Source organism: Dietzia sp. IBK-p2-16D (assembly GCF_057773085.1).
In genome coordinates this window covers 916,812-942,033 of the sequence record NZ_JBYMTL010000001.1, presented here as the reverse complement: position 1 = coordinate 942,033, position 25,222 = coordinate 916,812, and the positions used below count along the sequence as shown (strand labels likewise).

The following is a 25,222-nucleotide window of genomic DNA, read 5'->3' as shown; positions in this document are numbered from 1 at the left end:
GAGGAACAACTCGTAACACGCCACGAACCGGCGTGCCGCTGCACGATTCTCGCCCATCCAGCCCGCACGCGCCGCCGCCCGCAGACCCGACAACGAACTCGAGGAACCAGACGAGGCGGGCGAGGCGAGTCCAGCGGCCGCGCGATCCGCGTCCTCGTGCATCCACCCACCCCCTTCGTCGCGGCCAGCCCGGTATCGAACCTGTGTTCTGCTATACGTACACACTTTCGAAGTGGCAAGGGTGTTCCGTGAGTCGGCAGTCCTCAACTGACTGATGTGATCTGAGGTGAAGCCCCGGCAGCAGAGAATCAGGAAGAGACGCGTGGTTCCGGGCCGACGACGTCGAAGAGCATGGCGGTGAACTGCCCGTCGGTGTCGAGCTGACGTCGGTGGAGACGGAGCCTGCGGGGGAGCAGGGGTCGCCCGGAACCGAGGACGACCGCGCACTGATGGATCCACAGACGATCGAGCAGCCCGAGATCGGCGAACTGGCCGGCCAGGTCGCCGCCGCCGACCACCCAGACGTCCCTTCCCGCCGCGGCCTCGACGAGGCGGGGATGCAGGTCGGCGACATCACCGGAGAAGAACTCCACGCCGTCGACGGGGTCGAGGTCCCGGTGGGTGACCACCCAGGTGGGCTGGGAGTACGGCCAGACGAACGGTTGACCGTCCTTGGTCAGATCGCGGCGGACCCACTCGAAGGTGTTCACTCCACAGACGATCGCGCCGACGCCGGCGAAGAAGCGGTCGAAGTGGAGCTCAGAGACCGCCGCGTCGTCGGAGCCGGCGGTCGAACCTGGTTCGGCGTTCCCGGGTGTGGCGAACAACCAGGACAGGCTCTCCTCGTCGTCGGCGATGAACCCGTCGAGACTGGTGGCGGTGCAGTAGATCGTGGCCATGCTCAACGATCGCACGGTGGCCAGCGTCGCGCGAGGGGGACGGCGCACCCTTTCGAGAAGTCCGAGCGCACGCGCCGGCGCGGTCGTCAGCGCCGTCCGCGGGCCTCGCGGTAGATCTCGACGAGGGAGTCCGTGGAGGAGTCGAAGGCCGGTTCGGGGTGGGAGTCGGCGGTGAGCGCGCCGAGCAGCTCGCCCGCCTGCGCCTTGCCGAGCTCGACGCCCCACTGGTCGAACGCGTTGATGCCCAGGATCGCGGCCTGGGTGAACACGATGTGCTCGTACAGCGCGATCAGCTGGCCGAGGACGCCCGGGGAGAGGGACGGGGCGAGGATCGTGGTGGAGGGTCGGTTGCCGGGCATCACCTTGTGCGGGGCGAGGGCGGGGTCGACGCCATCGGCGAGGACCTCCTCCTCGGTCTTGCCGAAGGCCAGGACCCGCGACTGCGCGAAGAGGTTGGCCATGAGCAGGTCGTGCATGGACACCGCCTCGGTCCTCTCGGACGCGTAGGCGTCGAGGTCCGCACCCGGACGGGCGATGCCGATGAAGTCGACGGGCACGAGTTGCGTGCCCTGGTGGAGCAGCTGGAAGAACGCGTGCTGGCCGTTGGTGCCGGGCTCGCCCCAGTAGATCTCGCCGGTCGGGTAGCTGACGTCGGAACCGTCGAGACGGACCGACTTGCCGAGCGATTCCATGGTCAGCTGCTGCAGGTAGGCGGGGAATCGCCGGAGGTCCTGGGCGTAGGGGATCACGGCCTTGGACTGCGAGCCGAGGAAGCAGGTGTACCAGATCCCGAGCAGCGCCATGAGGACCGCCGCATTGTGTTCGGGTGCCTCGGTGGCGAAGTGCTCATCCATCGTGTGGAAGCCCTCGAGCAGTTCGATGAACGCCGACGGCCCCACGGTGATCATCACCGACAGCCCGATGGCGGAGGACACGGAGTATCGCCCGCCGACCCAGTCCCAGAACTCGAACATGTTGTCCGCGGAGATCCCGAAGTCGGCGACCTTCTCGGCGGCGGTGGACACGGCGACGAAGTGCGAGGCGATCGCGTCGTCGGAGCCCAGGGCCTCGACGAAGTGCCGACGAGCGGCGTGCGCGTTGGCCATGGTCTCCTGGGTGGTGAACGTCTTGGACGCCACCACCACCAGGGTCGTTGCCGGGTTGATCTCCGCGAGGGTGGCCGAGAGGTCGGCGGGGTCGACGTTGGAGACGTACCTGGCGCTGATGCCGGCCGTCCGGAACTGTCGCAGGGCGCTGTCGACCATCACCGGACCCAGGTCGGAGCCGCCGATCCCGATGTTGACCACCGTGTCGATCCGCTGGCCCGTGTGTCCCGCCCACCCGCCGGAGCGGACGCGGTCGGAGAAGTCGGCCATGCGCCCCAGTACGGCCTGGACGTCGGCCACCACGTCCCGGCCGTCGACGACGAGTTCGGCATCGGGCGGGAGACGGAGCGCCGTGTGGAGAACCGCGCGGTCCTCGGTGGTGTTGATCCGGTCGCCCCGGAACATGGCGGCCCGCCGCGCGGGCACCTGGGCGGCGTGGGCGAGCTCTGTGAGTGCGGTGAGGATCTCGTCGGTGACCAGGTGTTTGGACAGGTCCACGTGCAGATCGCCCGCGGTGACCGACATCCGGTGGCCGCGCTCCGGGTCGGCGTCGAACAACTCCCTCAGGGAGACCTCGCCGATCGAGGGGACCAGGTTCTCCACCGCTGCCCACTGCTGCGTCGCGCTGATGTCGGTCATGGTCCCGAGGCTAGTCGGGAATAACCGTGCTCCGCCGCCCGTTCCAGACACGTGACCCCCAGAGTTCATCCCGAAGCCCCCATCGCCCGCCAGGTCGAGCGACTCGTCGAGCTGGGCGTGCCCGAGCTCGCCGGAATCGCCGCCGAGCAACTGCGGGCCCACGCCCGCGCACTCTCCGCCGGACCCGGCGACGGTGAGGGCGCCGGCGGGACCGTGCTGGCCGTCCACCCGTCCCTGGTGCCCACCGAGCGACTGGCCACCCTCATGCGCCGCGACGGTAAGGCGGGCTTCGTCGTCGTCGACATGACCGACCTGGCCGAGTTCGTGCCCACCGACGACATCAGCGTCCCTGACGCGCCGTTGTACCTGGTGGGGGACGTGAGTCGCGACGACGACATGCTGGACTGGACGCCCGCCGATGCCCACACCGAGTTGGCCGCCCGGGGTCGTACCCCGCTCACCGTCGCCGAGGGGATCAGCTGGCTGCTGCAGCAGCCCGAGGTGCTGGAGCCGGGGAAGTGCTTCATGTGCATCGGCTCGCGCAAGCCCAAGCGGGGCGGCGGGCTGGATTCGCGGACGCCCGCGCTGTGGATCAGTGGCGGGACGGGACGCGATGGCAAGGCGAACAAGGGCGCGCCCAAGGTGGGCTGGTGCTGGGCGAACAACCACCACACCTGGCTGGGTTTCGCGTCCACGGCGGGCAGGGTCGGGCCGGGGGAGTAGCCGCGGCCCTGGTTGTCAGTACACCTAGTGCCCCAGTCGGCCCCGGCCGAGACGTAGGAGCATGCCGGCGAGGGTCTGCCCCTCCTCGCCGAGGGAGGAGAACCGCTCGTAGACCTTGAGTTCCCGGGTGTGGACTAGCTTCGTACCGCCCGACTTCATCCGCGTGCGGCCGATGCGCTTGGAGATCTCGCTACGCCGGACGATCGCGTCGAGGATCTCGGCGTCCAGGCGGTCGATCTCCAGTCGCAGTTCCTGGATCTCGGACTCGGACAGCGGATCGTCTGTGCCGGCCGGGTCGGTGCCGGCGGGATCGATGCTCATGACCGAATTATCCCACTGCGCCCCGACAGCGACTAATGACCGTCTAGTGTTTCCGCCCGTGGAAGAATTCAACACGTTTCTCGCCGACATCGGATCGGTGATCTGGGGACCGTTCGTCCTCATCCCGCTGCTGCTGGGCACGGGCCTGTTCCTGACGATCCGGCTACGGATGCTGCAATTCCGCAAGCTGGTCCCCGCCCTGCGGCTGGGGCTGCTCAAGCGGAAGGACGACGGCGGCGAGGGTGACATCTCGCAGTACCAGGCGCTCACCACCGCCCTGGCCGCCACCGTCGGCGTGGGCAACATCGTCGGCGTCGCCACGGCCATCGCGTTGGGTGGCCCGGGTGCGCTCTTCTGGATGTGGATCACCGCGCTCGTCGGCATGGCGTCCAAGTACTCCGAGGCCTTCCTCGGCGTGCGCTACCGCGTCACCGATGCCCGGGGCGAGCAGTCCGGTGGTCCGCAGTACTACCTGCACCGCGGCTTCGCGGAGATCTTCGGCCGCACCGGCGGCAGAATCGGTCTGGTCCTGTCGATCGTGTTCGCGGTGTTCGCCGTGTTGGCGAGCTTCGGCATCGGCAACATGACCCAGGCCAACGCGGTCGCGACCCAGCTCGAGAACTCGTTCGGCGTCTCGCACGCCGCCACCGGCATCGTGCTGTTCGTCCTCACCGGGGCCGTGCTGCTCGGCGGCATCAAGGCCATCGGCAGGGTCACCGCCGGGTTCGTCCCCCTGATGATCGTGCTGTACATCGTCGGCGGGTTCGTCGTGCTCGTCGTCAACGCCGACCAGATCCCGTCGGCCTTCGGCCAGGTCTTCTCGGACGCCTTCACCGGGACGTCGGCGGTCGGTGGCTTCGCCGGCTCGGCGATCCTGTACGCCATCCAGATGGGTGTCGCACGCGGCATCTTCTCCAACGAGTCCGGTATGGGATCCGCGGCGATCGCGGCTGCGGCCGCCAAGACCACCCACCCCACCCGTCAGGGCCTGGTGTCCATGACCCAGACGTTCATCGACACCATCATCGTCGTCACCTTCACCGGACTCGTCCTGGTCACCTCCGGCGTGTGGCAGGAGGGCAGCGACAGCGCCGGGACGATGACGGCCGACGCCTTCGCCGCCGCCATGCCGGAAGGAGACAAGCTCGTCGCGGTCTCCATCGCGTTCTTCGCCTTCTCCACCATCCTCGGCTGGTCGTACTACGGCGAGCGCTGTATGGAGCGGCTCGTGGGCGCGCGTGGCGTCATCCCGTACCGCATGGTGTTCACCTGCGTGGTGTTCGTGGGGGCGATCACCGAGCTCGAGGTGGTGTGGAACTTCGCCGACGTCATGAACGGCCTCATGGCCATCCCCAACCTCATCGGCCTCCTGGTCCTCTCCGGCCTCATCGTCCGGGAGACGCGCCACTACCTGGACAACGATCCGGGCCTGACCGCCACCGCGTCCCAGGTGAAGGAGTTCACGGGGGCCGTCCGGCGCTGAGACCGGGGTGTCGGACGGAGTGGGTAGATTGGACCCACGATGACCGACACCGCACACGCTCCCGCCCGCCCCACCTCGCCCCTCTTGGACGGGCTCAACCCACAGCAGGCCGCCGCGGTCACGCACCGCGGCGGCCCGCTGTTGATCGTGGCCGGCGCGGGCTCGGGTAAGACCAGCGTGCTCACCCGGCGGATCGCGTACCTGCTGGCGGAGGGCGGAGCGCATCCGGGTCAGATTCTCGCGATCACCTTCACCAACAAGGCCGCCGCCGAGATGCGGGAGCGGGTCGCGATGCTGGTCGGCCCGCACGCCGAGCGGATGTGGGTGGCCACGTTCCACTCGATCTGCGTCCGGATCCTGCGCGCCCAGTCGGCCCTGCTCGGGACGCGGAACTCGAACTTCACGATCTACGACTCGGACGATTCCCGGCGGCTGTTGGGGATGATCGCCAAGGAGCAGCAGCTCGAGGTCAAGAAGTTCACCCCCCGGATGCTGGCCACGGCCATCTCCAACCACAAGAACGAACTGCGAGACCCGTCCGAGGCGATGGACCGGGCGCTCGAGGACTCCGACCGCACCGGCCAGACCATCGCGGCCGTGTACACGGAGTACCAGGCGCGGCTGCAGTCGGCCAACGCGTTCGACTTCGACGACCTCATCGGGGAGACCGTCGCCCTGTTGCGGGCGCACCCCGAGGTCTCGGCGTACTACCGGCGCCGGTTCCGTCACGTCATGGTGGACGAGTACCAGGACACCAACCACGCCCAGTACGTGCTGGTCCGCACCCTCGTCGGCGGGGCGGCCGGGAATGACGACGACGACGAGGTGGGCGTCCCCCCGGCGGAACTCTGTGTGGTCGGTGACGCCGATCAGTCGATCTACGCCTTCCGCGGGGCCACGATCCGGAACATCGAGGACTTCGAGCACGACTACCCGGACGCCCGTTCCATCCTGTTGGAGCAGAACTACCGCTCCACGCAGACCATCCTCACGGCCGCCAACGCGGTGATCTCGCGTAACCCGGGTCGCCGGGAGAAGAACCTGTGGACCTCCGAGGGCGCGGGCGAGCTGCTGGTGGGTTACGTGGCGGACAACGAGCACGACGAGGCGAGGTTCATCGCCGGGGAGATCGACCGGCTGGTGGACTCCGGTGAGGCGTCCTACTCCGACGTCGCGGTGTTCTACCGGACCAACAACTCCTCCCGGGTCGTCGAGGACGTGTTCGTGCGCCTGGGCTTGCCGTACAAGGTCGTGGGCGGCACGCGGTTCTACGAGCGCAAGGAGGTGCGCGACATCGTCGCCTACCTCAAGGTGCTGGGCAACCCGGACGACACCGTGGCGCTGCGCCGCATCCTCAACACCCCCCGTCGTGGGATCGGGGACCGTGCCGAGGCGTGTGTGGTCGTCCACGCCGAGCAGCGGGGCATCGGGTTCGGACAGGCATTACGGGACGCGGCCGAGGGGAAGGTCGCGCTCCTGCCGACGCGGTCGGTCAAGGCGATAGCCGGGTTCGTGACGCTGCTCGACGACCTGCGAGGGCGTCTGGACGGCAATGGTCACGCGGCCGGGGAGGACTCGACGCCCGACGTCGGGGCGTTGGTCGAGGCCGTCCTCGAGAGCACCGGCTACCGGGCGGAGCTGGAGGCGTCCAACGACCCGCAGGACGCCGCCCGGTTGGACAACCTCAACGAGCTCGTGGGCGTCGGGCGCGAGTTCTCCTCGGAGGCCGCGTTGCAGCGTTCCGCTCGGGAGCAGGGGTTCGGGGAGGACGACGCCGGGGATGCCGCCGGAGCCGTGGCCGACCAGTCGGACGCCGACCTGGACGAGGGTCTCGCCGAGCCCGGGTCGCTGGCGGCGTTCCTCGAACGGGTCTCCCTGGTGGCCGACGCGGACCAGATCCCGGACGAGGACCAGGGGCAGGTCACTCTCATGACCCTGCACACCGCCAAGGGGCTGGAGTTCCCGGTGGTGTTCCTCATCGGCATGGAGGACGGGCTCTTCCCGCACATGCGGGCGCTGGGCGACCCGGCGGAGCTGTCCGAGGAACGCAGACTGGCCTATGTGGGGATCACCCGCGCCCGCAAGCGCCTCTACCTGACCCGCGCGATGATGCGGTCGTCGTGGGGACAGCCCATGACCAATCCGGGCTCCCGGTTCCTCGAGGAGATCCCCACCGAGGCGATCGAGTGGCAGCGCGAGGAGCCGGCGGGAGGGGCGGGCTTCGGCGACGACGACTCGTACGCGCCGCGCCGGCGCTTCGGAGGCGGATCGGGCGGGGGCTACGGTTCCGGCGGGTACAGCTCGGGTGGGTACAGCTCGAGCGGGGCCGGGTCCTCCGGTGGACGGCCGTCCGGAATCCCCCGTGCGAAGGCGTCCGCTCCCGCACTCGAGCTGGCGCCGGGGGACCGGGTCACGCACGACAAGTACGGACTCGGCAAGGTGCTGTCCTGCGATGGCAGCGGGCCGCGGGCCACGGCGACCATCGATTTCGGCGCCTCGGGCAAGGTCCGGCTCATGCTCATCGGGGGCGTCCCCATGCAGAAGCTCTAGGCCGGGTGCCGTCGTGACCGCGCGGATGCCCGGCCGGGACCCGCTCGTCGGTCGGCTGGTCCGGCTGGATGCGCTCGCGACGGGCAATCCGTTCGAGACCGCCCACACCGACCCGGCCCAGACCTGCGCATTCGGCGCCGCCCACCCGGGCTGGACGTTCTACGGTCGGAAGTTCTGGGGCACCCGGGTTTCGGCCGGGTCAGGCTTCAGGCGGATCTCCGCAACGAGCGCCACCGTGCGGCGATCACGCGGCTCGGGGTGCGTTTCAAAGGGGTGGCCACACGCGACGCTCGAGGAGCGGGTCAGAGCCGTGACGGGCTGAGCGGGTCAGCTGCCGAAGGAGCTGGAGCCCTCGACACTGCCGGCCATGATGTCGAGACCGTGCTCGAGGAGCCAGATCACGGGATCGACGTGCTGCTGGCCGTTGTTGACGAGCACCTCGAAGTGCAGGTGGGTGCCGGTCGAGAAACCGAGGTTGCCCATGCCTGCGATCTTCTGGCCGGCGTAGACGCGCTGGCCCTTCTGGACGTCGACGGTCTCCATGTGGCCGTAGACCGTCATGGTGCCGTCGTCGGACATGATCCGCACCCAGTTGCCGTAGCCCTGCGCGGGGCCCGCATCGACCACTACGCCGTCCGTGGCCGCCAGGATGGGCGTGCCGTTGACGTTGGCGATGTCGATGCCGGAGTGCATCACGCCCCACCGCATCGCATAGGGGGAGGTGAACGCACCGATCGCGGGGATGACGACCTTCGGCCGTCGTGCCTGCTCCTCGGCGATCTCGCGCTGAGCATTGATCTCGGTGCCCGCATACAGCATCGTGGAGCTGATCTCGTCGGTGGACGAACCGTCGGCAGCGGCCGGCACGACGACCGGCGCGGGAGCCGAGGGCGTCGCCGGAGCCGAGGTCGCCGGTGCGCCGGGCGCGGAGGTGGCGGGGGCGGGCTCGCCGTTGGCGAGCAGGGCGATGTCCCCGGCCTCGGCCGAGTGGGTGCCCGTGTCACTCAGGGCGGACCCTGCCGACGCGGCGGTCACCGCGGCGCCGGCGGCGACGGCCAGGACGGCGGCCCGACCGCGGAGAGCGTGCGGGGGCGCGGGCATCCGGTGGCGGCCGACGCGGTGTGCACCGGCCGGGGGGATGACGACGGGAGTCGCGGCTACCTCGAATTGCGACTTCTGCACCGTGTCGTTTCCCCTCTGCGGTCGCGCCGTGATCTTTTCGTGATGAACGTCGTCCAAGGTAACGGATCGGCAACAACCCCGCAAGGTTGTGGTCGGCGCGTGGGGGAGGGGTGCATCACACCGGTGTGACCCGTGGGGCCGAGGGGTCTCGACGGGGCCGGCGGGGGCCGTGTGGCGGACGCGAACGGCGCCCACTGTGATTCAGTGCACACAGCCACCCCCAGTGTGCGACGGGGAACACACCACGCGCCTAGGATGAGGAAGGACTCGGCTTTCAACAGGGCCGGGCGAATCTACCCACGTCAAGATGGTGAGCTGATGGATCTCTTTGAATACCAGGCAAAGGCTCTTTTCGCGAAGCATGACGTGCCCACCACCCCGGGGCGCGTCGCGGATACCGCGGAGGAGGCCGAGAAGGTCGCGGCCGAGATCGGCAAGCCTGTTGTCGTCAAGGCACAGGTGAAGGTCGGTGGCCGAGGCAAGGCCGGCGGCGTGAAGCTGGCGGAGGATGCCAAGGAGGCCCGCGCCCGGGCCGAGGACATCCTGGGCCTGGACATCAAGGGCCACATCGTCAAGAACCTGCTCGTCGCCGAGGCCAGCGATATCGCTGAGGAGTACTACATCTCCTTCCTCGTCGATCGTGCGAACCGCAACTACCTGGCCATGTGCTCGGTCGAGGGCGGCGTCGAGATCGAGCAGGTCGCCGAGGAGTCCCCGGACCGCCTCGCCCGGATCAACATCGACCCCACGGTCGGTGTCGACGTGGCCAAGGCCCGCGAGATCGCGAAGGCCGGCCACCTGCCGGAGGAGGTGCTGGACGCCGCCGCGGTGACCATCGCCAAGCTGTACGAGGTGTTCGTCAAGGAGGACGCCTCGCTGGTCGAGGTCAACCCGCTCGTGCGTACACCGAGTGACGAGATCCTCGCCCTCGACGGCAAGGTCACCCTGGACGAGAACGCCGAGTTCCGTCACAAGGAGACCTTCGCCGACTTCGCCGACGCGGGCACCACGGATCCGCTCGAGCAGAAGGCCGCGGAGAACGACCTCAACTACGTCAAGCTGGACGGCGAGGTCGGCATCATCGGCAACGGCGCCGGTCTGGTCATGTCGACCCTCGACGTCGTCGCCTACGCGGGCGAGAACCACGGCGGCGTCAAGCCCGCCAACTTCCTCGACATCGGCGGCGGCGCCTCGGCCGAGGTCATGGCCAACGGTCTCGACGTCATCCTCGGCGACGAGCAGGTCAAGAGCGTGTTCGTCAACGTGTTCGGTGGCATCACCGCGTGTGACGCGGTCGCGAACGGCATCGTCAAGGCCCTGGAGATCCTGGGCGACGAGGCCAACAAGCCCCTCGTGGTCCGGCTCGACGGCAACAACGTCGAGGAGGGTCGCAAGATCCTCGCCGAGGCGAACCACCCGCTCGTGACCCTGGCCGACAACATGGACTCCGGCGCCGACAAGGCCGCCGAGCTGGCCGCCAAGTAAGAAACAGAGGACCTTACACACATGTCGATCTTCCTCAACAAGGACAGCAAGGTCATCGTCCAGGGCATCACCGGCGGTGAGGGCACCAAGCACACCGCCCGCATGCTCGCGGCCGGCACCCAGGTCGTCGGTGGCGTCAACGCCCGCAAGGCCGGCACCACGGTGCAGCACAAGGACGCTGACGGCAACGACATCGAGCTGCCCGTCTTCGGTTCCGTGAAGGAGGCCATGGAGGCCACCGGCGCCGACACGACGATCCTCTTCGTCCCGCCGCCGTTCACCAAGGACGCCATCATCGAGGCCGTGGACGCGGAGATCCCGCTCGCCGTGGTCATCACCGAGGGCGCGCCGGTCCTGGACACCGCCACCGCGTGGAACTACAACCTCGCCAAGGGCAACAAGACCCGCATCATCGGCCCGAACTGCCCAGGCATCATCACGCCGGGTGAGTCGCTGGTCGGCATCACCCCGGCCAACATCGCGGGCAAGGGCCCGATCGGTCTGGTGTCCAAGTCGGGCACCCTGACCTACCAGATGATGTACGAGCTCGCCGACTACGGGTTCTCGACCGCCATCGGCATCGGCGGCGACCCGATCATCGGCACCACGCACATCGACTGCATCGAGGCCTTCGAGAACGACCCGGAGACCAAGGTCATCGTGATGATCGGTGAGATCGGCGGCGACGCCGAGGAGCGCGCCGCCGACTACATCAAGGCCAACGTCACCAAGCCGGTCGTCGGCTACGTGGCCGGCTTCACGGCTCCCGAGGGCAAGACCATGGGCCACGCCGGCGCCATCGTCTCCGGCTCCGCGGGTACCGCGCAGGCCAAGCAGGAGGCCCTGGAGGCCGCGGGTGTCAAGGTCGGCAAGACGCCGTCCGCGACCGCCGCGCTCGCCAAGGAGATCCTCGACGCGATGTGATCCACCCGCGGTGGCGTTGGCGTGCCACGGCGAGTGAACGTTTCCCGACCCCCGTCATCCCCGGATGGCGGGGGTCGCGGCGTGCCGGGGGTGCCCCGCGCCGGTGGGTATCTACGGTTGTCAGAGTGAGTCCTCCACGCGTCATCCGGCCCGCTGCGAGACGGTCGCCCGCGGGTGCCCGCTCGTTGTTGTGGACGGCGGCCGCCGCGGCGCTGCCCGTCATCGTCTCGGTGCTGGTGCTGGCGGCGCTCACCCTGGCCGTGTTGCTGTTCGCCGCCGACGGGTTCGACTCGCTGTTCGCCGTGGTCTCGGTGGAGTGGCTGGTGGTCAACCGGGTGCCGCTGACCGTGGACCGGGTCGAGCTCGGGTTCCTGCCGCTGCTGCCCCCGCTCCTCTACGTGGCGGTCCTGGCGCGGCAGACCCGCGCGGTGCTGGCGGACGTCGAGCAACCGGGTCCGCGGGAGGCCGGCGCGGCCGTGGTCGGCGTGACGCTGGCCGGGCTGTTGCTGACCGTGCTGGCGACGCTGCTGGTGGGGTCCGCCGCATCGGACTTCGCGGTGCGCGAGTCGTCGCTGTCCACGGCGCTGGTGTGGACCGCGGGGGTGGGGATCACGGGCTCTGGGCTGGGTGTGTGGCTGTACTTCCGTCGGGAACTGCGCGAGACCCTGCCGCTGTGGGTGCGCGGCGGTCTCCACCTGGGAACGGCGTACGTGGCCGCGACCTGGGCGGCTGTCACGGTGTTGGTGCTGGCCGGGCTGGTCTTGGCGTGGGACCCGGTGGGGTCGGTCCTGGAGATCGGCAAGGGTCTCGTGGGCACCGCCGCGCTCACCGGCATCTCGGTGGCGTACCTGCCCAACATGGTGATGGCCGGTGCAGCGCTGATGGTCGGCGGTGAGGCGCACCTGGGGGAGGCCTCGTACAGCGTGTTCGCCGTCTCCCGAGGCCCGATGCCGGAGGTGCCGCTGGCGGCCGCGCTGCCCACCACCAACCCGCACTGGGTGGTGCAGGGTCTGCTGCTGGTGACGGTGGTGCTGGCGGCCGGGCTCGCCCGGTCGATCGCGCACTGGTTCCGTACGACTGCGGACGCCGTCAAGGCGACCTGGCTCGCGGCGGCGATCGTGGCGCTGGTGATCGCGTTGAGCCCGGTCGTGGCCGGCGGCCGGCTGGGAATGCTCGGCATGGTCGGGACGGGCTCGCTCATCGCGGCGTCGATGGCCCTGTTGTTGTTCGGCATCATCGGTTCGGCGACCATCGCGCTGTCGTTGGCGGGCCTCACCCGGCGTCGTGAGCGGGCCGAGGGCGAGCTCGAGCGGCGCCGCCGGCGCGCCGGCGTCTCGGTGGACACGGACCCGGTGGACGGGGACCCGGTGGACCGGGGTTCAGCGGACGCCTCCGGCAGGGACGGCGGAGACGGAGACGGCGGCGGGGACGAGCTGCCCGCCGAGGCGCCCGACGACGACGAGGCCGGCGAACCCCGGGCCGACGCCGTGGGTGGTGACGAGAGCGACGACGAGAGCGACGACGAGAGCGACGACGACGAGGCCGGCGAACCCTGGGCCGACACCGTCGGCGAGGTCGACGCGCAGGCTGACCTCGACCCGGCCCCGGGCACGGACACCCCGGTCGCGGAGGACCCGCCATCCCCGGCGGCGGCTGAGGACCCGCGGTCTGCGGAGACGGGGTCCGAGGACTCCGAGGTCGCGCTGCCGGTCGACCCCGTCGCCGACGACGCCGGACCCGAGGACACCGTCGCCGAAGACACCGTCGCCGACGACTCCGGACCCGACGATCCCCGGTCTGGGGCCCGACCCGGGGTCGGACGCCCCGACCCCGACGATCCGACCGGTCTGCCTGCTGAGGGCAGAGGGGCGGCCGACTAGACTCCCACCCGTGGCCCGCGCACCCGGCGGGCCGGTGGATCGACGGGTAGGAGAGCCGGACGTGGTCGGTACCGACACCCCCAGTGCCGACGCCCCCGGTTCCGACCGTCCCGGCGCGGGTCCCGCCGATGCGGGCGCTGGTTCGCCCTGCCGTGTCGTGCTCATGGCGTCCGGTTCCGGAACCCTCGCGCAGAGTGTGCTCGACGCCGCAGGCGCCCCCGACTGTCCGTATCGCATCGTCGCGCTGGTCTCCGACCGCGACTGCGAGGCCGTCGCCCGGGCCGACCGTGTTCCTCTGCCCACTGCCGTCGTCCGGCCCGGCGACCACGCCGACCGCGCCGACTGGGACCGGTCGATCACCGACGTCGTGAACGGCTTCGAGCCCGACTGGGTGGTCTCGGCCGGATTCATGCGCATTCTCGGTGCGGCGTTCCTCGGACGATTCGCCGGACGCGTACTCAACACGCACCCGGCCCTGCTGCCGGCCTTTCCCGGCGCCCATGCGGTGCGCGACGCGCTCGCCTACGGGGTGACCGTGACCGGCAGCACCGTCCACCTGGTCGACGGTGGCGTGGACACCGGACCCGTGATCACCCAGCGGGCCGTCGACGTCCGGCCGGACGACACGGAGGCCACCCTCCACGAACGCATCAAGGTCGTCGAGCGCGAGATGCTCGTCGACGTCCTCGCGGCCGCCGCCCGTGGCCGACTCCACATCGAAGGTCGAAAGGTGCACCTAACGTGACCGATTCCCGCAGGCCCGTCCGCCGCGCACTCATCAGCGTCTACGACAAGACCGGGCTGGACGAGCTCGCCCGGGGGCTCGCCGACGCCGGAGTCGAGATCGTCTCCACCGGCTCCACCGCGCAGCGCATCGCCGACGCCGGGGTCGCCGTGACGCCCGTCGACGCGCTGACCGGGTTCCCGGAATGCCTCGAAGGGCGGGTCAAGACCCTGCACCCGCGGGTCCACGCCGGCATCCTGGCCGACACCCGCAAGCCGGAGCATCTCGAGCAGATCGCCGACCTCGGTGTGCAACCGTTCGAGCTCGTCGTCGTCAACCTCTATCCCTTCACTGACACCGTCGCCTCCGGCGCCGACTTCGACGCCTGCGTGGAACAGATCGACATCGGCGGGCCCTCGATGGTCCGCGCGGCCGCCAAGAACCACCCGTCGGTGGCCGTGCTCGTCGACCCCGCCGGATACGGCGACGCGCTCGCCGCCGTCGCGGCGGGCGGGTTCACCCTCGAGCAGCGCCGCGGCCTGGCCGCCGCCGCGTTCCGCCACACCGGCGCCTACGACGTCGCCGTGGCGACCTGGATGACCGCGCAGACCATCGAGCCGACCGACGAGGGCGCGGAGGTGTACCCGGTCTGGCAGGGGCAGAGCCTCGACCTGGCCGCCACGCTCCGTTACGGAGAGAACCCGCACCAGAGTGCCGCGCTCTACACCGATGCGGCCGCCGCGCCCGGCCTCGCGCAGGCCACGCAGGTGCACGGCAAGGAGATGAGCTACAACAACTACGTCGACGGTGACGCCGCGTGGCGCTCGGCGTTCGACCATGCCGAGCCGTGCGTGGCGATCATCAAGCACGCCAACCCGTGCGGGATCGCGATCGACGCCGACATCGCCGCGGCCCACCGCGCCGCCCACGAGTGCGACCCGGTGAGCGCGTTCGGCGGGGTGATCGCCGCCAACCGCGAGGTCACCGTCGAGATGGCCGAGCAGGTCGCCGAGATCTTCACCGAGGTGATCATCGCGCCGTCCTACGCCGACGGTGCCGTGGAGATCCTGCAGCGCAAGAAGAACATCCGGATCCTCGAGGCGCAACCGCCCGCCGAGGGCGAGGTCGAGCGCAAGCAGATCTCCGGCGGCGTGCTCGTGCAGCAGCGGGACGCTCTCGACGCCCCCGGTGACGTGGTGGCGGGCTGGACCAAGGCGTGCGGGGACGACGCCGACGAGCAGACCCTGCGCGACCTGCTGTTCGCGTGGCGAGCCTGCCGCGCGGTCAAGTCCAACGCGATCCTCCTCGCGACCGGCGGGGCCACCGTCGGCGTGGGGATGGGGCAGGTCAACCGTGTCGACTCGGCGCGTCTGGCCGTGCAGCGCGCAGGGGAGCGGGTCACCGGCGCCGTCGCGGCCTCCGACGCGTTCTTCCCGTTCGCCGACGGACTCGAGGTGCTCGCCGAGGCCGGTGTGCGCGCCGTGGTCCAGCCCGGAGGGTCCGTGCGGGACGCTGAGGTGATCGAGGCCGCCGAGAAGGCCGGGATCACCATGTACTTCACCGGCGCCCGGCACTTCTTCCACTGAGATGACGGGGATCGGGGTCGAGGACGGCGGGGTGGGCGAGCAGCGTGACCCGGCGGCCCCGCTGACCCCGCGCGCCCGGGCCAAGGCCCGCCGACGCGACGAGATCCTCGTCGCCGCCGCTCGCCTCATGGCCCGGCGCGGGTTCCACGCCGTGCGATTGGATGACATCGGTGCCGAGGTCGGCATCTCCGGACCCGGCATGTACCGCTACTTCTCCTCCAAGGAGGACGTGCTGGCGGAGATGCTGCTCGACATCTCGCGCCGGCTGCGGGACGGCGGACGCGCCGCGGTCGAGCGGGGCGGGGATCCCACGGACGTGCTCGACGCCCTGCTCGGGGTGCACGTCGACTTCGTCGCCACCGAACCCGACCTCATCAGCGTGCAGTTCCGCGACCTCGGTTCGCTGCCGGCCGCGCCCCGGCACGAGGTCCGCCGACTGCAGCGCGAGTACGCACAGCTGTGGGTGGACGCCCTGGTGCGGGTCCGACCCGACCTCTCGTCGATCGAGGCGCGGGCGCACGTCCACGCGGTGTTCGGCCTCCTCAACTCGAGCCCCCGGTTGCCCGCCATGGCCGAGGCCGAGCTGCGGCGCGTGCTCACGGCCATGGCGGCGGCGGCCCTGCGGTCCTGAGCCCGGGCCCGGGTGCTCGCTCGGCCCGGGACCTCCGGGACCCCGGGTCTGATCTGCCCCTTGGATTGTCAGAGCCCGCGTAATCCGCCCTTCAGATTCCGGTTCGCTCGCGGGGCTCCGGGGGCGCATCGGATTTCGGGGGGCGGATCGTGCGGGTGGGCTGAATCAGGGGGCGGATCGATGCGCGCCATGCAGTCCGGAGGTTCGTCTCGATCCGGAGACTCCTCTCGTCGTCTCGGGACGTCGCGGGTCAGGTGAGGGCGGACCGCAGACGGGCCAGCTCCTCGCGGTAGCGCTCGACGTTCTCGAGCTTGACGTCCTCGTAGCCGCGGACCATGTCCGGGAGTTCCGCGAGCGCCACGGCGGTGGCGCGCCAGGCGATGTCGGTGCCCGCCGGTCCCACGCGCCGCAGTCCGGCGGTGAGCTCGTCGACCAGCTCGCGGTACTCGGCCAGCAGGTCACGCTCGGTTCGACGCACCCCGGCATAGCCGAACATGTCGAGCGGGGTGCCGCGCAGGCGCTTCATCCTGGCCAGCGCCTTCATCGCGGGCATCGCCCTGGGACCTATCGAGATCTTCTTCTTCATCCCCATCGCGCGGAGGATCGGCGGATGGAGCTTGAGCTTGGGCACCGCGCCCTCGCCCCAGTCCTCGTCGAGTTGCGCCGCGAACTCCGGGTCCACGGCCAGGCGGGCGACCTCGTACTCGTCCTTGTAGGCCATGAGCTTGAACAGGTTGCGGGCCACCGCGAGGCTGAGCTGCTCGGCCGCGGGCCCGGTCTCGACGGCCGCGGGCGCGGTGTCGACACCGTCGCGCGGGGTCTCGGCGGCGCGCACCTGCCCCACCCGACGGGCGTAGTCGGCCGCGTAGGCCTCGTCCTGGTAGGCGATCAGCTCGTCGATCCGCAGCGCGACCACCTCGCGGAGCTCGCGCGAGGCGTCGGGGCCCAGGTGCGTCAACAGGCGCTCGGCGGCGGGGGAGGGCGTGTGCGGTCTCGCCGTCGCCGTGGCCACCGGGCGATGCAGCTCGGCCAGCAGCGCGGCCAGGGCCCTGGGCTCGGCGACCGCCTGCCTTCCGCGGCGGAAGGCCTGGAGGTTCGCGTCCACGGCCACCCCGTTGAGCTCGATCGCCCGCTCGATCGAGTGGGAGGAGATGGGCAGGGCACCGCTCTGGTAGGCCGCCCCGACCATGAGCATGTTGGCGGTCTGGGTGGACCCGAAGAGCTGATCGGTGAGCGCGCCCGGGTCGAGGTAGACACCGCGCGACGTGGCCCCGTCGATGACGGACTGGATGTCCGAGGTGGCCGGGTAGTGCTCGGCGGTGTCGATGACCATCTTCCCGGTCGGGATCCGGGTGGTCGACACCACCGCGGTGGTGCGGTCGGGGTCGGCCACCTTCAGGTGGGTGCTGTCCGCCCCGACCAGGCCGTCGCAGCACAGGTACAGATCGCAGTCGCCGGCCCCGATCTTGGGCGGTTGTTCGGTCGGAGTCCGGGTGACGCGGACGTCGGAGACCACGGCGCCGCCCTTCTGGGCGAGCCCGGTCATGTCCAGGGTGCGGGCCGAGTGACCGTCGAGGACCGCCGCGGTGGCCAGGACCGCGGACACCGTGACGATTCCGGTGCCGCCGATCCCGGTCAGCCGCAGGGAGAAGCCGCGGTCGGGATCCACCCCGACGCCGGCCAGTTCCGCGATCGCGTCGGCGGCCAGGGCCGGCGCGGACGCCACCCGTCCGGACGTCGTGCCGGGAACCACCGTGACGAACGCGGGACAGTCACCCTGCAGGCAGGAGAAGTCGAAGTTGCAGGTGGACTGGTCGATCTGGGTCTTCCGGCCGAACTCGGTCTCCACCGGATGGACCGACAGGCAGTTGGACTTCTTCCCGCAGTCACCGCAGCCCTCGCAGATGCGCTCGTTGATCACGACCCGCTCATCAGGGGTGGGGTACGTGCCACGCTTGCGGTGGCGGCGCTTCTCGGCCGCGCAGAACTGATCGTGCACCAGAACCGTGACCCCCGGGACGGCCGCGAGCTCCCGCTGCACCTCGAGCGTGTCCACGCGGTCGCGGACCTCCACGCCCCGGGGCAGCCCCTGGGCGCGGGTGGCCCTGACGTTGTCGGTGGTGACGACGATCCTCGCGACCTTCTCCGCCTGCAGGAGCCGGAGGATCTCCGGCAGGGTCATCTCCCCGACCGGGTCCTGACCACCCGTCATCGCGACGGTCCCGTTGTAGAGGAGCTTGTAGGTGATGTTGTCGCCCGAGGCCACGGCGGCCCGCAGTGCCAGGGACGCCGAGTGCATGAAGGTGCCGTCGCCGACGTTCTGCACCATGTGCCGTTCGTTCAGGAACGGGGCCATCCCGGTCCACTGGATCCCCTCGCCGCCCATCTGGGTGACTCCGGTGACGTGACCGACCTGCTCCTCGTCCATCATGAGCACCATCGCGTGGCAGCCGATGCCCCCGCCGACGAGCGTGCCGTCGGCGACCTTGGTCGAGCTGTTGTGGGGACAGCCCGAGCAGAAGTACGGGGTGCGGCTGGCGGCGAGCGGGAGCATGATCCGGGAACGCCCCCGCCCCGGACCCTCGAGCCAGGCGCGGGCCGGCTCGATGCCGTGGACCGGGCCGAGGCGTTGCGCCAGACCGCGGGTGACGGAGTCCACGTCGAGCTCGCCGAACCGGCTGAACAGGGTGGACCCGTCCTCGTGGGCCTTGCCGACGACGTTCGCCACCCCGGGCTTGCGGAACTGGATGTCCCGGATCATCGTCTCGATGAAGTCGCGCTTCTCCTCGACGACGATCACCTCGTCGAGGCCGGACATGAACTCGTCCAGGATCTGTCGTTCCAGGGGGTAGATCATGCCCAGCTTGAGGATGCGGATCCCGCGGCGGGCCAGTTCGTCGTCGCCGATCCCGAGGCGGCGCAGCGACTCGCGCACGTCGAGGTAGGTCTTGCCCGCCGCGACGATGCCGATCCGGTCGTCGGGGGTCGCCTGCACGATGCGGTTGAGGCGGTTGAGGCGGGCGTACTCCAACGCGCGGGGGATACGGATGGTGAGCTGGTTCTGCTCCAGTTCCATGAGGCTGGATCCCAGCAGGCGCCCGGACGGTACGTGCGGGCTGGCCCCGAGGTCCCCGTACACGGGCAGGATCCGGTCGGGGTCGACGATCGCGGTCGAGGAGGCGTCGGCGACGTGCGCGGAGATCTTCATGGCCGACCACAGCCCCGAGACCCGCGACAGCATCGCGGCGTGGACGCCGAAGTCGAGCACGTCCTGCGAGTCCGCGGGGTAGAGCGTGGGCATGTACAGGTCGGCGAGGGCCAGTTCGGATGCGCACGGCACGGTGGAGGACTTGGCGCCCGGATCGTCGCCGACCAGCACCACCGCGCCGCCGTTCGGATCGGTACCGATGAGGTTCGCGTGCCGCAGGGCATCGGTGGCGCGGTCCAGACCGGGCGCCTTTCCGTACCAGTACCCCACGACGCCCTGCAGGGCGGCGCCGCCGGTGTTCCCGGTGGCGCGGAGGGTGCCCGTACGCCGGGCGAGCTGGGACCCCATCACCGCGGTCGCGCCCGCCTCCTCGTTGAGCGCGGGGCGGTGCACGATGTCGAACGGGTCGAGGAACTCGCGGCGCCTGGCCAGCTCCAGGTCGTACCCCGCCAGCGGTGACCCCTCGTAGCCACTGACCAGGCTCGCGGTGAGCAGGTTCTGCCTGCGGTCGAGCCGTGCCCGGTCGCGGACCGTCCGGACCAGTGCCTGGATTCCGGTCAGGAAGACCGTGCCGCTCTCGCGCGTGTAGCGATCGGAGAGGGAGAACGATCCGGCGTCCGCCTGCCCGGTCCGGGGCAGGTCGTCATGCGCGCCGTCAGCGGGATGGAGCAGAGAGGTCATGATCAACACCTGGCCTTCACGAGTCGAGCGATGTGCCACCAGGCTAGGACGAACTGTGAGGTGCGTCACGCGGTCATTCGCGGGCCGGTCACTCTGCACAATCGGAGCGCTCAGAACGGGCGCCAGCTGTACCAGCTGTCCACCTCGTCGTCGTATACCGTGGACACATGGACGCATCCCCCAACCTGGACGACACCGACCGCCGGCTCCTCGACATCGTCTTGGCGGATCCACGCGTCGGAGTGCGGGAGTTCTCCCGGCGGCTCGGGGTGGCCAGGGGCACCGCCCAGGCGCGGCTCGACAAACTCGAGGCCCGGGGCGTGCTCGCGTCCTGGGCGCCGAGCCTCGATCCCGCCGCCCTCGGGTACCCGCTGGGCGCCCTCGTCCACATCCAGGTGGCGCAGGCCAGGCTCGACGAGACCTGCGCGGGCCTCGCCGAGGTGCGCGAGGTGCTGGAGGTGGTGAGCATCGCCGGCGAGTTCGACGTGGTCTGCCGGGTGGTCGCGCGGGATCACGCCCATCTCGAGGAGGTGTTCAGCGCGATCATCTCCACGCCCGGCGTACTGCGCACCCGCACCGAGGTGATCCTGCGTCAGCGGGTCGGGCCGCGGGTCACCCAGCTGCTGGGGGAGTGAGTCTCACTCCCAGATCCGGGCGAACGGGTGGGCGGCCTCGTACTCGGAGGCGAGTTCGAGCAGGAGCCGGTCCTGCCCCCTGCGCGCGGAGAAGTGCACGCCTACGGGCATCCCGTCCGGGGCGCGTCCGGTGGGAAGCGACACGGCGGGGGATCCCGCGATGTTCTGCAGCGGGGTGAAGGTGACCCAGTTCGAGACCCGGTCGAGGTGGGTCTCGAACGGGAGGTCGGCGTCCAGGTACCCGACCTCCGGGGTCTCGTGCGCGACCACCGGGTTGATGAACACATCGATGTCGCCGAACCTCGCGTCGAACCGGCGCCGGGTCCGCTCCAGCCGCAGCAGGTGCAGCGGCATCGACGCGATCCTCCGGCGGGCCATCCGCGCGAGCCCGACGGTGAAGGGGTCGAGTCGGCCGGCGTCGAAGTCGGGGTCGAACAGGCGGCGCCCAGAGGTCGACGTACTCAGAGCGAGTAGTCCCCAGTAGGCGACGAAGTCCTCACGGAACCCCGGCGGGACGGGAGCGGCCGTCGGGACGACCTCGTGTCCGAGGTCCGCCAACCGTTGGGCGGTCTCGCGGAGCACCGCCAGGGTCGCGGCATCGGTCGGGCCGCCGGCCGGGCTGTGTTCCACCAGCCCGATGCGCAGGCGCCGTGACGGGGCGGGCGCTACCGGTCCCACCGGCGGCACCCTGACCGGGCGGTGGCCCGCCTCGAACGCGGTGAGGAACGTCGCGGTGTCGCGGACCGAGCGCGAGACCACCGACTGGGACACGATCGGGATGGGCATCCCCTGGGAGAACCGCTCGTCGGGGTGCCTGCCGCGGCTCGGTTTGAACCCGACCAGCCCGGTCACGGCCGCGGGGATGCGGATCGACCCCCCGCCGTCGTTGGCATGGGCGATCGGCAGCGCGCCCGCGGCCACCAGGGCCGACGAACCGCCCGAGGATCCGCCACTGGTGCGGCCGGTGTTCCACGGGTTCCGGGTGACCAGCCCTCCCTGCCGTTCGGTGGCGGCGGTCCAACCGAACGGGGGCATGGCGGTGATGCCCAGTGGGATGAGGCCGGTGGCGCGGAACGTCCGTGCGTAGTCGCCGTCGTGGAGGGCGGGGTAGTCGGGAACGGCGGGCGAGCCGAGGCGCATCGGGGCGCCCTCCACCTGCACCGCGTCCTTGAATGCCGACGGCACGCCCGCGAACGGGGTGGACAGGCGCGAACCGGCGGCACGTCGCGACTCCTCGCGGGCCCGGTCGAAATCGGTGAACACCAGGGCCCCGAGGACGGGATCCACCGCCGCGCACCGGTCGATGGCGGCCTCGACGAGCTCGACTGGCGACACCAGGCCTCCGCGGACCCGCTCGGCGAGGGCGGTGGCGTCGTCGTACCCGAGCGCGTCGTCACGGAAGGCGTGGATCCGTGTGGTGTCGGAGTGGGGTGGTGCGGCGGCTGTGGCGTCGGTCACCACACCCACTCTAGGGCGGTGTGGCACGGAAATCGCCGGGTGCCTTGACAGTCCACGGCGCATCGGGCACTTTAGGGATACCTAAGTAAGGCGAGGGTCACCTAATGCGTTTGCGTGAGGGGCCGATCTCTGGAGGCAATTGATGGCAGCGCACCCGGTCGTGTCGGATCCGATCACCACTGGCGCCCGCCGCCTTCTCGACGGCACCGGTATCGCGACCGTCGCCGTACGCGGGTCTAAGAACCGTTCGGACGTCATGGTCTCCGCGGGGCATCGTTGGGTCGGTGGGGGCACGATCATCGTCACCGGGACGCCGGCGCCCTGGTCGGGACTCCTGGTCGCGCCGGGGGAGTCCGTCGAGGTCGTCGTGATGATCGACGAGTTCGCCCCGATCGTCGAGGCCAAGGTCCACGTCGCCAGCCTCTACGGCTTCGGTGTGGCGCGAGCCGCCCGGCAGGGCGAGGGGTGGGTCGTCGAGGTCGAGATCGAGCTCGGTGATCTCACCGTCCGCCGTCTGGGGCACGAGGGCACAGTCCACGCGGGATGCCTGGACACGGTCCCGTCGGACCCCCTGGCATGCGAGGCGCCCGGTCTCGCGGACGAGATCCGGGCGCGCTTCGGTCATGATCTGGCGATGCTGGCCGGGTCGGGCGACCCGGCACAGCCGCCGTACGTCCTGGGCGTCGATCCGGACGGACTGCATCTGCTGACCGCCCTGGGGACCGACGCGGATGTCATCCACCTACCGTTCCTGACCCGTGCGGAGTGTGCGGGCGACGTCGTCCGCGAGATGGGCCAGTACGTGGCCCGCGCCAGCTAGCTACCCGCCGCCGCGCAGGACCGAGGCGGCCCGGCCGATCAGGCCGGGGTGGAGGTCAGGCCGGCGTGGATCAGGCTGGGGCGGATCAGGCCGGGGTGTAGGTCAGGCAGTCGGCGGTGTCGGCGCCGGAGCCGATGGTGACGGAGTCCGCGGAACAGAGCAGGTCCTTGTTGTGGGCGCACTCCACCCGCTGGCAGGCGCCCACGTGCGCGCTCGCGGTGGGCAGGCCGCCGCGGACGTCCAGCGAGATGAAGGTTCCGCACTCGGCGTGATCCGGGGTGCCGGCGACGGTGATGGCGCCGGCGCTGCAGCTCTGCTCGCTGTTGAACGAGCACGCCGTGACGGTGCAGGCGCTGATTCCGGTGAGAGTGGCCATGGTGATCGCTCCTCGTGTGGCTGTGGCGTGGTGCTGTGTCCCAGAGTCAACACCGGATGCCCCCGGCTTGCAAGCAAGTTGAGCCTGTGCTAAGTCAGGCCAGCCTTAACTGTCTACCTGCGGCGATGCGCTCGACGGTGCGGAGGCGGGCCTGTCGGACCTGCCGATCGTGCGGGTGTGGTCCGTCGGCGCGGCGACCCGCGGGGCACCCGGCGCTGTGGTCGACCGTGTGGCCGGGCGACGGCCCCCAGCCGGATCCGACTCTGGACATTTGTGAGGCGCAGCACTATCGTCAATTTCAGTTAGTCGGACTTAACTGAAAGGGAGCGGCACTGATGACTTCCGCGACCACCAATCGCCAGGCCCACGAGGAACTTCTCGCCGACCTCCGCGAGCGCCTCGAGCGGGCCGCGCTGGGCGGCGGTGAGAAGGCCCGTGCCCGCCACCTCGAGCGGGGCAAGCTGCTCGCCCGCCAGCGCGTGGACGTCCTGCTCGACCCGGGCAGCCCGTTCCTCGAGTTGTCCCCGCTCGCCGCCGAGGAGATGTACGGGGGCAAGGCCCCCGCCGCCGGCGTCGTCGCGGGGATCGGCCGCGTGTCGGGCCGCGAGTGCCTGATCATCGCCAACGACGCGACGGTCTCCGGTGGCACCTACTACCCGATGACGGTGAAGAAGCACCTGCGCGGCCAGGAGGTGGCGCTGGCCAACAACCTGCCGTGCATCTACCTCGTGGACTCCGGCGGCGCGATGCTGCTGCAGCAGGACGAGGTCTTCCCCGACCGCGACCACTTCGGCCGGATCTTCTACAACCAGGCGAACATGTCCGCCAAGGGCATCCCGCAGATCGCCGCGGTCATGGGCTCGTGCACCGCCGGTGGCGCCTACGTCCCCGCGATGAGCGACGAGGCCGTGATCGTGCGGAACCAGGGCACGATCTTCCTCGCCGGCCCGCCGCTGGTGAAGGCCGCGACGGGCGAGGAGGTCACCGCCGAGGAGCTCGGTGGCGGCGACCTGCACGCCAAGACCTCCGGCGTGGTCGACCACCTGGCCGACGACGACTACGACGCGCTCATGAAGGTCCGCCGGATCGTGGCGACCTGCCCCCCGGCCCCGGAGCCGGACTGGGAGGTGCTCGAGCCCCGCGAGCCCGTCCGCGCGCAGTCCGACCTGTACGACCTCGTCCCGGTCGACTCGCGCCAGCCCTACGACGTGCGCGACATCATCGGCACGATCGTCGACGGCGGCGAGTACACCGAGTTCAAGGAGAACTACGGCACCTCGATGGTGACCGCGTTCGCCCACATCCACGGGCACCCGGTGGGCATCATCGGCAACAACGGCGTCATCTTCTCCGAGTCCGCGCTCAAGGGCGCCCACTTCATCGAGCTGTGTGACCGCCGCAAGATCCCGCTGGTCTTCCTGCAGAACATCACCGGCTTCATGGTGGGCCGGCAGTACGAGGCGGGCGGTATCGCCAAGAACGGCGCCAAGATGGTCACCGCCGTCGCGTGCGCCCGGGTGCCGAAGTTCACCGTCGTCGTGGGCGGCTCGTTCGGCGCCGGCAACTACTCCATGTGTGGCCGTGCGTACTCCCCGCGGTTCCTGTGGATGTGGCCCAACGCGAAGATCGCAGTGATGGGCGGGCCGCAGGCGGCCGACACCCTCGCCTCGGTGCGCGCAGCCCAGGTCACCAAGTCGGGTGGGGAGTGGACCGACGAGCAGCAGGCCGAGTTCACCGCGCCGATCCGTGAGCAGTTCGAGGAGCAGTCCACCGCGTACTACTCCACTGCCCGCCTGTGGGACGACGGGATCATCGACCCCGCAGACACCCGCACTGTCCTCGGTCTGGCCCTGGCGGCCGCGGCCAACGCCCCCCTCGAGCCGGTCAACAACGGCGTCTTCAGGATGTGAG

Annotated in this window: 20 protein-coding genes; 13 read left to right on the top strand and 7 right to left on the bottom strand. The window is 70.3% G+C overall.

Features of this window, described 5'->3' with window-relative positions:
• Positions 1-308: 308 nt before the first annotated feature.
• Together AC3DE3_RS04360 and pgi are read right to left on the bottom strand one after the other, a co-directional pair.
• Positions 309-914, bottom strand: a complete 606-nt coding sequence (locus AC3DE3_RS04360; protein WP_260488387.1) for a dihydrofolate reductase family protein — start codon at positions 912-914, stop codon at positions 309-311.
• A 71-nt stretch (positions 915-985) separates the two neighbouring features.
• Positions 986-2,644 carry a glucose-6-phosphate isomerase gene (gene pgi, locus AC3DE3_RS04355; RefSeq protein ID WP_488369081.1) on the bottom strand — a complete coding sequence of 553 codons (1,659 nt, stop codon included), beginning with the start codon at positions 2,642-2,644 and terminating at the stop codon, positions 986-988.
• Between the two features lie 51 nt (positions 2,645-2,695).
• Between pgi and AC3DE3_RS04350 the strand changes: the two genes are divergently transcribed.
• A complete protein-coding gene (locus AC3DE3_RS04350; RefSeq protein WP_488369080.1) occupies positions 2,696-3,367 on the top strand; it encodes a DUF5701 family protein in 672 nt (223 codons plus the stop codon).
• 24 nt (positions 3,368-3,391) lie between these two features.
• On the opposite strand, the gene AC3DE3_RS04345 is transcribed toward AC3DE3_RS04350, so the two are convergent.
• On the bottom strand, positions 3,392-3,688 hold the full coding sequence (locus AC3DE3_RS04345; protein WP_488369079.1) for a chorismate mutase: 297 nt from the start codon (positions 3,686-3,688) through the stop codon (positions 3,392-3,394).
• 58 nt (positions 3,689-3,746) lie between these two features.
• Between AC3DE3_RS04345 and AC3DE3_RS04340 the strand changes: the two genes are divergently transcribed.
• The 3 genes from AC3DE3_RS04340 to AC3DE3_RS04330 are packed head-to-tail and all read left to right on the top strand — an operon-like array spanning position 3,747 to position 8,043.
• Entirely contained in the window at positions 3,747-5,171 is a 1,425-nt protein-coding gene (locus AC3DE3_RS04340; protein WP_488369078.1) for an alanine/glycine:cation symporter family protein, read from the top strand.
• 39 nt (positions 5,172-5,210) lie between these two features.
• Positions 5,211-7,721, top strand: a complete 2,511-nt coding sequence (locus tag AC3DE3_RS04335) for a UvrD-helicase domain-containing protein (protein ID WP_488369077.1) — start codon at positions 5,211-5,213, stop codon at positions 7,719-7,721.
• A 13-nt stretch (positions 7,722-7,734) separates the two neighbouring features.
• Positions 7,735-8,043: a hypothetical protein gene (locus tag AC3DE3_RS04330; RefSeq protein ID WP_260488382.1), complete on the top strand. Its 309-nt coding sequence runs from the start codon at positions 7,735-7,737 to the stop codon at positions 8,041-8,043.
• Positions 8,044-8,048: 5 nt separating this feature from the next.
• Here the strand turns inward: AC3DE3_RS04330 and AC3DE3_RS04325 are convergent, their stop codons facing one another.
• Positions 8,049-8,903: a M23 family metallopeptidase gene (locus AC3DE3_RS04325; RefSeq protein WP_260488381.1), complete on the bottom strand. Its 855-nt coding sequence runs from the start codon at positions 8,901-8,903 to the stop codon at positions 8,049-8,051.
• A 318-nt stretch (positions 8,904-9,221) separates the two neighbouring features.
• On the opposite strand from AC3DE3_RS04325, the gene sucC reads away from it, so the two are divergent.
• From sucC to AC3DE3_RS04295, 6 genes are all read left to right on the top strand, one after another.
• Entirely contained in the window at positions 9,222-10,388 is a 1,167-nt protein-coding gene (gene sucC / locus AC3DE3_RS04320; RefSeq protein ID WP_488369076.1) for an ADP-forming succinate--CoA ligase subunit beta, read from the top strand.
• A gap of 21 nt (positions 10,389-10,409) precedes the next feature.
• Positions 10,410-11,312, top strand: a complete 903-nt coding sequence (gene sucD / locus AC3DE3_RS04315) for a succinate--CoA ligase subunit alpha (RefSeq protein WP_260488378.1) — start codon at positions 10,410-10,412, stop codon at positions 11,310-11,312.
• A 125-nt stretch (positions 11,313-11,437) separates the two neighbouring features.
• Positions 11,438-13,192 (top strand): cell division protein PerM, encoded by a 1,755-nt coding sequence (locus AC3DE3_RS04310; protein ID WP_488369075.1) that lies wholly within the window; start codon positions 11,438-11,440, stop codon positions 13,190-13,192.
• 163 nt (positions 13,193-13,355) lie between these two features.
• Complete coding sequence (gene purN / locus AC3DE3_RS04305; protein WP_260489163.1) at positions 13,356-13,937, top strand: phosphoribosylglycinamide formyltransferase; 582 nt, start codon at positions 13,356-13,358, stop codon at positions 13,935-13,937.
• Complete coding sequence (gene purH, locus AC3DE3_RS04300) at positions 13,934-15,502, top strand: bifunctional phosphoribosylaminoimidazolecarboxamide formyltransferase/IMP cyclohydrolase (protein WP_260488375.1); 1,569 nt, start codon at positions 13,934-13,936, stop codon at positions 15,500-15,502. Before purN ends, purH begins: the two co-directional genes overlap by 4 nt.
• 1 nt (position 15,503) lies before the next feature.
• Complete coding sequence (locus AC3DE3_RS04295; protein ID WP_260488374.1) at positions 15,504-16,133, top strand: TetR/AcrR family transcriptional regulator; 630 nt, start codon at positions 15,504-15,506, stop codon at positions 16,131-16,133.
• A 250-nt stretch (positions 16,134-16,383) separates the two neighbouring features.
• Here AC3DE3_RS04295 and AC3DE3_RS04290 read toward each other — a convergent pair whose 3' ends face one another.
• Entirely contained in the window at positions 16,384-20,022 is a 3,639-nt protein-coding gene (locus AC3DE3_RS04290; protein ID WP_488369074.1) for an indolepyruvate ferredoxin oxidoreductase family protein, read from the bottom strand.
• Between the two features lie 167 nt (positions 20,023-20,189).
• Here AC3DE3_RS04290 and AC3DE3_RS04285 point away from each other — a divergent pair, with 167 nt between their 5' ends.
• The gene (locus tag AC3DE3_RS04285; RefSeq protein ID WP_260488370.1) at positions 20,190-20,657 is read left to right on the top strand and encodes an Lrp/AsnC family transcriptional regulator; all 468 of its coding nucleotides are present in this window, start codon (positions 20,190-20,192) and stop codon (positions 20,655-20,657) included.
• 3 nt (positions 20,658-20,660) lie between these two features.
• Here AC3DE3_RS04285 and AC3DE3_RS04280 read toward each other — a convergent pair whose 3' ends face one another.
• Entirely contained in the window at positions 20,661-22,115 is a 1,455-nt protein-coding gene (locus tag AC3DE3_RS04280; protein WP_488369073.1) for an amidase, read from the bottom strand.
• A 142-nt stretch (positions 22,116-22,257) separates the two neighbouring features.
• Here AC3DE3_RS04280 and AC3DE3_RS04275 point away from each other — a divergent pair, with 142 nt between their 5' ends.
• Complete coding sequence (locus AC3DE3_RS04275) at positions 22,258-22,935, top strand: hypothetical protein (RefSeq protein WP_488369071.1); 678 nt, start codon at positions 22,258-22,260, stop codon at positions 22,933-22,935.
• An 85-nt stretch (positions 22,936-23,020) separates the two neighbouring features.
• Here AC3DE3_RS04275 and AC3DE3_RS04270 read toward each other — a convergent pair whose 3' ends face one another.
• Complete coding sequence (locus AC3DE3_RS04270; RefSeq protein ID WP_260488364.1) at positions 23,021-23,311, bottom strand: DUF1540 domain-containing protein; 291 nt, start codon at positions 23,309-23,311, stop codon at positions 23,021-23,023.
• A 335-nt stretch (positions 23,312-23,646) separates the two neighbouring features.
• Here AC3DE3_RS04270 and AC3DE3_RS04265 point away from each other — a divergent pair, with 335 nt between their 5' ends.
• Positions 23,647-25,221: a carboxyl transferase domain-containing protein gene (locus AC3DE3_RS04265; RefSeq protein WP_488369070.1), complete on the top strand. Its 1,575-nt coding sequence runs from the start codon at positions 23,647-23,649 to the stop codon at positions 25,219-25,221.
• Position 25,222 lies beyond the last annotated feature (1 nt).

What these genes read in the sequence shown, in the direction of transcription:
- AC3DE3_RS04345 (WP_488369079.1), bottom strand. Translation starts at nt 3,688, where the DNA reads ATGAGCATCGATCCCGCCGGCACCGACCCGGCCGGCACAGACGATCCG.
- AC3DE3_RS04265 (WP_488369070.1), top strand. Translation starts at nt 23,647, where the DNA reads ATGACTTCCGCGACCACCAATCGCCAGGCCCACGAGGAACTTCTCGCC.
- sucD (WP_260488378.1), top strand. Translation starts at nt 10,410, where the DNA reads ATGTCGATCTTCCTCAACAAGGACAGCAAGGTCATCGTCCAGGGCATC.
- AC3DE3_RS04285 (WP_260488370.1), top strand. Translation starts at nt 20,190, where the DNA reads ATGGACGCATCCCCCAACCTGGACGACACCGACCGCCGGCTCCTCGAC.
- sucC (WP_488369076.1), top strand. Translation starts at nt 9,222, where the DNA reads ATGGATCTCTTTGAATACCAGGCAAAGGCTCTTTTCGCGAAGCATGAC.
- pgi (WP_488369081.1), bottom strand. Translation starts at nt 2,644, where the DNA reads ATGACCGACATCAGCGCGACGCAGCAGTGGGCAGCGGTGGAGAACCTG.
- AC3DE3_RS04275 (WP_488369071.1), top strand. Translation starts at nt 22,258, where the DNA reads ATGGCAGCGCACCCGGTCGTGTCGGATCCGATCACCACTGGCGCCCGC.
- AC3DE3_RS04295 (WP_260488374.1), top strand. Translation starts at nt 15,504, where the DNA reads ATGACGGGGATCGGGGTCGAGGACGGCGGGGTGGGCGAGCAGCGTGAC.
- AC3DE3_RS04270 (WP_260488364.1), bottom strand. Translation starts at nt 23,311, where the DNA reads ATGGCCACTCTCACCGGAATCAGCGCCTGCACCGTCACGGCGTGCTCG.
- AC3DE3_RS04290 (WP_488369074.1), bottom strand. Translation starts at nt 20,022, where the DNA reads ATGACCTCTCTGCTCCATCCCGCTGACGGCGCGCATGACGACCTGCCC.
- AC3DE3_RS04335 (WP_488369077.1), top strand. Translation starts at nt 5,211, where the DNA reads ATGACCGACACCGCACACGCTCCCGCCCGCCCCACCTCGCCCCTCTTG.
- purN (WP_260489163.1), top strand. Translation starts at nt 13,356, where the DNA reads ATGGCGTCCGGTTCCGGAACCCTCGCGCAGAGTGTGCTCGACGCCGCA.